The following is a 7,421-nucleotide window of genomic DNA, read 5'->3' as shown; positions in this document are numbered from 1 at the left end:
CCGACCCGCCGGACCGGCGGTGAATCCGGCACAAACGCTGGTGCAGTGTTGGCTGATGCTCAACGGGAAGGGGCGATGTGCGGTGCTGGTAGTGGCTGGCGTGCTGGGGATGGCGATGCCGGTAGCGGGCGTAAGCCTGCTGCTGTTTATGATGATTGACTGGCTGCGCTGGTACAAAATGTCGCAAAATCTGTTGGCGCAGTCAGCCGAGTAAGACATTAAGGCGTGCTGATGACGACCGCAACGCGGCGGTTTTCGGCACGGCCTTTTGAGCTCTGGTTACTGGCAATCGGGTATTTTTTGCCTAATCCCTGAGTTGTCAGATTGGTGCGTGGGATGTTGGCACCCTGAGCCCAGGCATCTGCCACGACGTTAGCTCGCTTAAGCGACAGTGCTTCGTTATAGCTGTCTTCGCCGTAGTTATCGGTGTGACCATCCAGACGCGCATGATTCAGGCCGGTAGCCGCCAGTTTAGCTGCCATTTCCTGGATCTGTTTTTCACTTTCAGGACGCAGCTTATAGTCATTTTTATCAAACAAAATGGTATCAGACAGACCCAGCGACCAGTCGCCAGATGCTTCGGTAAAGCCGTATGATTTCATGGCTGCAACTTGCTCAGGGGTGAATTTACCCTGAGGGGCCTGACAGCCAGCCAGAATCAGTATGATAAGAATAAATGGCGATAATAGACGTTTCAGCATGTGTGTAATTCCTTATTTTTTAATAATGCGTTCAGAACGCAAATGTTTAGCCTGATACATATTGTGATCGGCGAGTTCTTGTAATTTCTCGGCAGAGGCATGTTCCCACGTCAGCGCAAACCCAATGCTTAGCGTCATGCTTGCCAGATGACCATTGTGAAGGTCAAATGGACGGTTAAACTCTTGCGATAGTGCCGCGCAGATACGCTGAACTTCATTCTCCGAATGCACGCTGTATAGCACCATCGCAAACTCATCGCCTCCGAGCCGGTACGGTTGATGGTGATTGCCACCAAACTCGGCCAGCCTTTTAGCAACTTCAATCAATACCCGGTCTCCTGCTGCATGCCCCCAGGTATCATTAATAAATTTAAAATTATCGCCATCAAGGAATAACAACGCCGAGCTGCTGTGAGCGGATTCGTCGTTCATCAACGCGTTAATGCTGCTACGAAATGCGGCGCGATTAGCAAGTCCGGTCAGGGGATCGTGCAGCGCGGTGCGCAACAACTGAGCATTTTTGGCTTGCAGGCGCAGTTGCCACTCTTCCATCTCATCCAGCAGACTATTAAAGTCCTGGGCAAACAGATGAAACTCTTCAATGCGTTCTTCAGACACGCGGCGTGAGAAGTTGCGGTTGGTGCGAACGTCGTGCACCACCTCGGTAATATTTTGCAGCGCTTCAACAACGCCATTGTGCAAATAGCGGGTGAGCATTAATGCAATACCGGAGGCCAGTAAAATGCATCCGGTAAGCACAGCCAGTGACAGATAGATGAAATGGCTAATGACGCTGTCGCGGGCTGTCAGGCGCACTTCCCCAATGACGTTGCCATTGTGCAAAATAGGCTTTGTCACCGGCTGTGGGAATAGCCAGTGACTGATCAGACCGCTAATCTTTTCTGTTGTATCCTGGGCGTCATAGCGCCAGGTGGCGATCACCTTTTGATTTTTATTGCGTACTTCGGCAACGGAGAATTGCCCCTGTTGCCCTAGCGCAGCCAACGTTTCTTTTGCTGCAACGCTATCAGAAAACACCAGCGAGGCTTCAAGCGATCGGGTCATGGTCGCGGCGGTCAGATCGAGGTTTTTTTGCGCATATTGTTTGAGTGCCAGCACGGAAGAAATGCTCAGCAGCAGCCAGATCAGCGTCATAGTGACCAGAACGCTGACGATGCTGATACGCCGTAGTGTCCGTTTGAACGTTGGGCGTGTTATGGGAGAAATACCCTTATCCATCCTTATTATTCCGTGCAAGCATCAATACGTCTGGACTGACCCTTACACCACTGCGTGACAGGGAATCCATATTTACCGAAAACCTCACTTCTTCATTATTTATGATGAGGCAAAAAGCGCTACCAATAACGCATTCGGTATTCTGTTCGGCAATTAATAACAATGCCTTAGTTGGAAATTGACTCTTTAATTCCACCTGAAATGTCGGGGATTCAGTGCCAAAATAAAAACCGTCACACTGAGCTACGACACTGTCTTGTTGCGTATGAACGATGACGGGAAGATAGGGTAACGCTCCGGCATGAGTATCCTGCAGCACACTGGTAAAACGTGATGAAGAGAAGATACACAGTTTGGGCGGACCGGAAAGCGCTGGCCAGCGCGTATAGCTGACGATGCCGGAAACCATGGCGCGTACGGATTTCGCCTCTTCCGTAGCGTTTTGGGCATACAGCGGTAATCCGGACAATAGCAGTGCCAGTAGAAGTATGAGTCGATAAGAAAAGCTCATGAAAAGGTACCTACCAGCGTTAGCCGTAATACGTCGAAATACACTCACGATTGTTCGCAACAAAGTAACATTATTTTACCAGAGCGTCATTATATCTGGATGAATAACATTATCGATTTAAGTTAAATCTTATTGATTTATCGGATATAACTTCTTGTTTAATTTAATCTTATAGAGGCTGCGCCTTCATTTGAACCTTTTTGCCAGGCACTGTGTAATTGGTCGACATTTTCAACGGTATCACAGCTTGGAGGGAAGGTTTTCCCGGCCAGTCCCCTGGCGTAAACAAAATCCTGCTGGCAGGTTTTACGTTGTCCTTCAGCGTAACCCTTAAGATATTCCGTACGATCGATTTCGGGGTCATTGTAGTTGTCGGCAAGAGTTTCATTATCTTTAATGACATACCCTGAAATAGCATCCTGGATCCCGGCATCGTACCAGTCGGTGCCGGTCCAGGTGGGGGCATGGGTATAGGGATCTATCTGACATCCGCTTAGCAGTAACACCAGTACCGTGTTGATAAGTCGCTTCATTGCTGATACTCCCTGGTTTTTTTAAAGCATAGCGGATCTCTTAAATGGTGTGTGTAAATTTAAATTTACGACATTCCGCGCCTGTTAGGCCTGTTAGGCCTGTTTATACTGGCTGTAAATAAAAATTTACGTAACGTGGATTGAAATCTTTACCCGTTGTGTTATCGTAATTACCTCCTCGCTGAGGAACAACTATCGCAAACAAGCTAAACAGGATCACCACCATGCAAAAAGACGCGCTGAACAACGTACACATTACTGATGAACAGGTTCTGATGACTCCGGAACAACTTAAAATGCAATTCCCGTTGAGTCTGGCGCAAGAGGCGCAAATTGCGCAGTCGCGCAAAACCATTTCTGACATCATCGCCGGTCGCGATCCGCGTTTGCTGGTAGTGTGTGGTCCTTGCTCTATTCATGATCCTGAAATGGCGCTGGAATATGCCCGTCGATTTAAAACCCTTGCCGCAGAGGTCAGCGATAGCCTCTATCTGGTGATGCGTGTCTATTTTGAAAAACCCCGTACCACCGTCGGCTGGAAAGGGTTAATTAACGATCCTCATATGGATGGCTCTTTTGATGTTGAAGCCGGTCTGAAAATTGCGCGTCAGCTGTTGCTTGAACTGGTGAATATGGGGCTGCCGCTGGCGACAGAAGCATTGGATCCCAACAGCCCGCAGTACCTGGGCGATCTGTTTAGCTGGTCCGCTATCGGTGCGCGTACGACTGAATCGCAGACTCACCGTGAAATGGCGTCGGGTCTGTCGATGCCGGTTGGTTTTAAAAATGGCACTGACGGCAGCCTGGCGACAGCGATTAACGCTATGCGCGCAGCAGCTCAGTCTCACCGCTTTGTGGGTATTAACCAGGCAGGACAGGTGGCACTGCTGCAAACGCAGGGTAATCCGGACGGTCATGTGATCCTGCGCGGCGGTAAAGCACCGAATTACAGTCCGGCAGATGTTGCTCAGTGCGAAAAAGAAATGGAGCAGGCGGGACTGCGACCGTCACTGATGGTAGATTGCAGTCATGGTAACTCCAACAAAGATTACCGTCGCCAGCCTGCCGTGGCAGAGTCAGTGGTTGCACAAATTAAAGATGGCAACCGTTCAATCATCGGCCTGATGATTGAAAGCAATATTCACGAAGGCAACCAGTCTTCCGAGCAGCCGCGCAGTGCAATGAAATACGGCGTGTCCGTAACAGATGCCTGCATTAGCTGGGAAATGACGGATGCGTTGTTGCGTGAAATTAATAAAGACTTGAACGGCCAGCTGGCGACGCGCCTGGCTTAAGAGGTGGGTTATGGTGGCTGAATTGACCGCATTACGCGATCAAATTGATGAAGTGGATAAGGCGTTGCTGGATTTGCTGGCGCGCCGTCTTGAACTGGTTGCCGAGGTTGGCGAAGTAAAAAGCCGCTTTGGGTTACCGATTTACGTGCCTGAGCGGGAGGCGTCTATGCTGGCTTCTCGCCGTGCAGAGGCGGAAGCGCTCGGCGTACCGCCTGATCTGATTGAAGATGTATTACGTCGGGTAATGCGTGAGTCGTACTCTAGCGAGAATGACAAAGGATTTAAAACGCTCTGTCCAACGTTACGCCCGGTGGTGATTGTCGGCGGTGGCGGTCAGATGGGACGGCTATTCGAGAAGATGCTTACGCTGTCAGGTTATCAGGTGCGTATTCTTGAACAGCAGGACTGGGATCGTGCCGAGGAGATCGTGGCGGATGCCGGAATGGTGATCGTTAGCGTGCCGATTCACGTTACCGAGCAGGTGATCGCGAAATTACCGCGCTTGCCTGCTGACTGTATCCTGGTCGATCTGGCCTCGGTGAAAAACGGCCCATTACAGGCGATGCTGGCGGCGCACGATGGCCCGGTAGTTGGATTGCATCCGATGTTTGGTCCGGATAGCGGCAGTCTGGCAAAGCAGGTGGTTGTCTGGTGCGATGGACGCCAGCCGGAAGCCTATCAATGGTTCCTGGAACAGATTCAGGTCTGGGGGGCGCGGCTGCATCGGATCAGTGCCGTCGAGCACGATCAGAACATGGCGTTTATCCAGGCATTACGTCACTTCGCGACTTTTGCTTACGGGTTGCACTTAGCAGAAGAGAATGTCCAACTTGAACAGTTACTGGCGCTCTCTTCGCCGATTTACCGTCTTGAGCTGGCCATGGTCGGACGCCTGTTTGCCCAGGATCCGCAGCTGTATGCCGACATTATTATGTCGTCAGAAAGTAATCTCGCGTTGATCAAACGGTATTATCAGCGTTTTGGTGAAGCGATTGGTTTACTGGAGCAGGGCGATAAGCAGGCGTTTATCGACAGCTTCCGTAAGGTTGAGCACTGGTTTGGCGATTATGCCAAACGCTTCCAGAGCGAAAGCCGTACGCTACTGCGTCAGGCCAACGATAGCCGCCAGTAGCGTCGATACCGGATGGCGATGCCTACGCCATCCGGTATTGTCATACGTTAGCTCGGATCGACTGGCACCACGTTCTCACTTGGGTAACATCCCAGTACCTTCATCGAACGCGTAATTTCACCCAACTCCTTCAATGCTTTTTGCATTTCCGGCGATTCCAGGTTGGCCTGGATATCGAGATAAAACATCTCTTCCCACGGATTACCGTGAATCGGGCGCGATTCCAGCTTGGTCATAATCAGATTATGGTTGCGTAGCACCAGCAGCGCTTCAACCAGCGCACCCGCCTGTTGCCCTGTCGCTATCAACAGCGTGGTTTTCGCCGGAACCTGGTCGGAAACATTAATAGCCTTGCGTGCCAGCACGACAAAACGGGTAATGTTTTGCGTCTGATTCGCTTCAATATGTTCAAGTACCTGCAGACCGTGCAGCACGCCACCGGCTTCGCTGCCCAAGGCTGCCACGTGCGGTGAGTTCGCCTGGGCAACCTTTTCCATTGCCGCCGAGGTGCTTTCGGTATATTCGATCTTCCAGTGCGGATAACGATTGAGGAATTTGCTGCATTGCTGGAACGGTTGCGGATGGCTATACACGGTTTCGATGCTATTCAGGTCCGTAGTACCGGAAACCAGCACGCAGTGGTCGATAATAATGGTCATCTCGCCGACGATGGAGAGGCTGGTGTGCTGCAGCAAGTCGTAAACATCGTTGATCGCGCCAGAGCTGGTGTTCTCAATCGGCACGACCGCGTAGTCCGCCTGTCCGGTTTCGACCTGATTAAAGATATCGGCAAACTTGGCGCAACCGCTTTCAATAAATTGCTCAAAATGGCGAGCGGCATACTGACGCGCAGCGAGGTGCGAATACGAGCCTTTTGGCCCCAGAAACGCGACGCGGGCGGAGTGCGGATTGATTTTATTCAGATGCTGCTGCAGGAGCGCCTGCTGGGTGAGAACGGAATCTTCAATAATGAGCTGGAACAGGCGTGTGATGTAGTGGGCATCGAGGTGATGCACTTTACCCAACTGGATCAGTCGGTCCAGCAAATCGCGCTCGCGGTCAATATCGCGCACCGGACGATGAGAAAGCAGTTTTGCTTTACCGACTTCGACGGCCAGACCACGACGCTCAGCCAGCAGGGCCAGTAATTTTTCATCCAGCGAGCTTATCTTATCGCGCAGCGCCAGTAATGGGTTTTCCGATGTCATAGTGTTGCCTTTTTTATTATCAATAAAAAAGGCCCCCCGTTGTGGGAGGCCTTATTGTTCGTCTTCGCATTATTTATCACACGACGAAACGCCTCCCATTCAGGGGAAGGTAAAAAAGAATGCGAAGAAGAACGGAATAAGTTTCATGTCAATTTCCTTTGGCTACGTCAGTTAAAGTACCTGTACTGTTTTCACCCTGTCAACAAAAAACGCGCCCGAAGGCGCGTTGGCGATACACTCAATGTAAGGGACTACTCTTCTTCTGCTTCGACGAAGTTGGCGTCTTTTACTGAAGTTGTTGCACGACGGGCTTCGCCTTTGTGCTGCACTTTATTGAGCTGCCGTTCCAGCTTGTTGATCAAATCGTTAATAGCGGTGTACATATCTTCGTGCTTAGCGCTGGCAACCAAATGTCCGTTCGGTGTATTGATGGTGGCGTCAGCAGTGAAACCCTGTGGCTCCTTGGACAGAATGATATGTGGATTAATCAGATGAGTTTGCCATTTTTCAAGTTTGGCGAGACGGTCTGCGACATGCTGGCGAATTGCCGGAGTAATTTCCATTTGTTTACTGGTAATGTTCATTGTCATAAATTTTACCTCTTGTCTTTCCCGTCTTGGTGATTCCAGCATACCTTTCCTAATGTCAAAATGTGTGATCTAAATCACATTATTTTGTCGCTTTTTGTCAAGAAAACCTTTTTGTGAGGCACCGCAGGAACAGGCGATCTTTTACTTGAGGAATACCTGAAAGCAGGCCATATTTGATAGGATGCGTTGCAGCTAAACCGCTTCAGTTACGG

Annotated in this window: 9 protein-coding genes, 1 pseudogene and 1 other annotated feature; of the genes and pseudogenes, 3 read left to right on the top strand and 7 right to left on the bottom strand. The window is 50.4% G+C overall.

Features of this window, described 5'->3' with window-relative positions:
- Positions 1–214: pseudogene (locus tag FDX01_RS23235) on the top strand (PepSY domain-containing protein); the annotation flags it as partial.
- Positions 215–218: 4 nt separating this feature from the next.
- Here FDX01_RS23235 and FDX01_RS01005 read toward each other — a convergent pair.
- The 4 genes from FDX01_RS01005 to FDX01_RS00990 form a co-directional block, all read right to left on the bottom strand.
- Positions 219–701: an OmpA family protein gene (locus FDX01_RS01005; protein WP_096756098.1), complete on the bottom strand. Its 483-nt coding sequence runs from the start codon at positions 699–701 to the stop codon at positions 219–221.
- 12 nt (positions 702–713) lie between these two features.
- Positions 714–1,940 (bottom strand): diguanylate cyclase DgcN, encoded by a 1,227-nt coding sequence (gene dgcN, locus FDX01_RS01000; protein ID WP_137399082.1) that lies wholly within the window; start codon positions 1,938–1,940, stop codon positions 714–716.
- On the bottom strand, positions 1,933–2,451 hold the full coding sequence (locus tag FDX01_RS00995; protein WP_096756100.1) for a YfiR family protein: 519 nt from the start codon (positions 2,449–2,451) through the stop codon (positions 1,933–1,935). The genes dgcN and FDX01_RS00995 overlap by 8 nt, the downstream gene beginning before the upstream one ends.
- A 158-nt stretch (positions 2,452–2,609) precedes the next feature.
- A complete protein-coding gene (locus FDX01_RS00990; RefSeq protein ID WP_096756101.1) occupies positions 2,610–2,984 on the bottom strand; it encodes a DUF2799 domain-containing protein in 375 nt (124 codons plus the stop codon).
- A 224-nt stretch (positions 2,985–3,208) separates the two neighbouring features.
- On the opposite strand from FDX01_RS00990, the gene aroF reads away from it, so the two are divergent.
- Both aroF and tyrA read left to right on the top strand, forming a co-directional pair.
- A complete protein-coding gene (gene aroF / locus FDX01_RS00985; protein ID WP_096756102.1) occupies positions 3,209–4,279 on the top strand; it encodes a 3-deoxy-7-phosphoheptulonate synthase AroF in 1,071 nt (356 codons plus the stop codon).
- A 10-nt stretch (positions 4,280–4,289) separates the two neighbouring features.
- Positions 4,290–5,411 (top strand): bifunctional chorismate mutase/prephenate dehydrogenase, encoded by a 1,122-nt coding sequence (gene tyrA / locus FDX01_RS00980; protein ID WP_115257741.1) that lies wholly within the window; start codon positions 4,290–4,292, stop codon positions 5,409–5,411.
- 47 nt (positions 5,412–5,458) lie between these two features.
- Here the strand turns inward: tyrA and pheA are convergent, their stop codons facing one another.
- The 3 genes from pheA to raiA form a co-directional block, all read right to left on the bottom strand.
- Complete coding sequence (gene pheA / locus FDX01_RS00975) at positions 5,459–6,619, bottom strand: bifunctional chorismate mutase/prephenate dehydratase (RefSeq protein ID WP_096756104.1); 1,161 nt, start codon at positions 6,617–6,619, stop codon at positions 5,459–5,461.
- 22 nt (positions 6,620–6,641) lie between these two features.
- Positions 6,642–6,767, bottom strand: a sequence feature (Phe leader region).
- Positions 6,719–6,766: a pheA operon leader peptide PheL gene (gene pheL / locus FDX01_RS00970; RefSeq protein ID WP_101706155.1), complete on the bottom strand. Its 48-nt coding sequence runs from the start codon at positions 6,764–6,766 to the stop codon at positions 6,719–6,721. Its footprint overlaps the feature before it by 48 nt.
- A gap of 103 nt (positions 6,768–6,870) precedes the next feature.
- Positions 6,871–7,209: a ribosome-associated translation inhibitor RaiA gene (gene raiA / locus FDX01_RS00965; RefSeq protein WP_096756105.1), complete on the bottom strand. Its 339-nt coding sequence runs from the start codon at positions 7,207–7,209 to the stop codon at positions 6,871–6,873.
- Positions 7,210–7,421: the final 212 nt, after the last annotated feature.

It is taken from the genome of Citrobacter sp. wls613, assembly GCF_005281195.1.
Taxonomy (GTDB): Bacteria; Pseudomonadota; Gammaproteobacteria; order Enterobacterales; family Enterobacteriaceae; genus Citrobacter; species Citrobacter gillenii.
The sequence above is the reverse complement of the archived record's forward strand: the minus strand, read 5'-3'. Positions and strand labels throughout refer to the sequence as shown.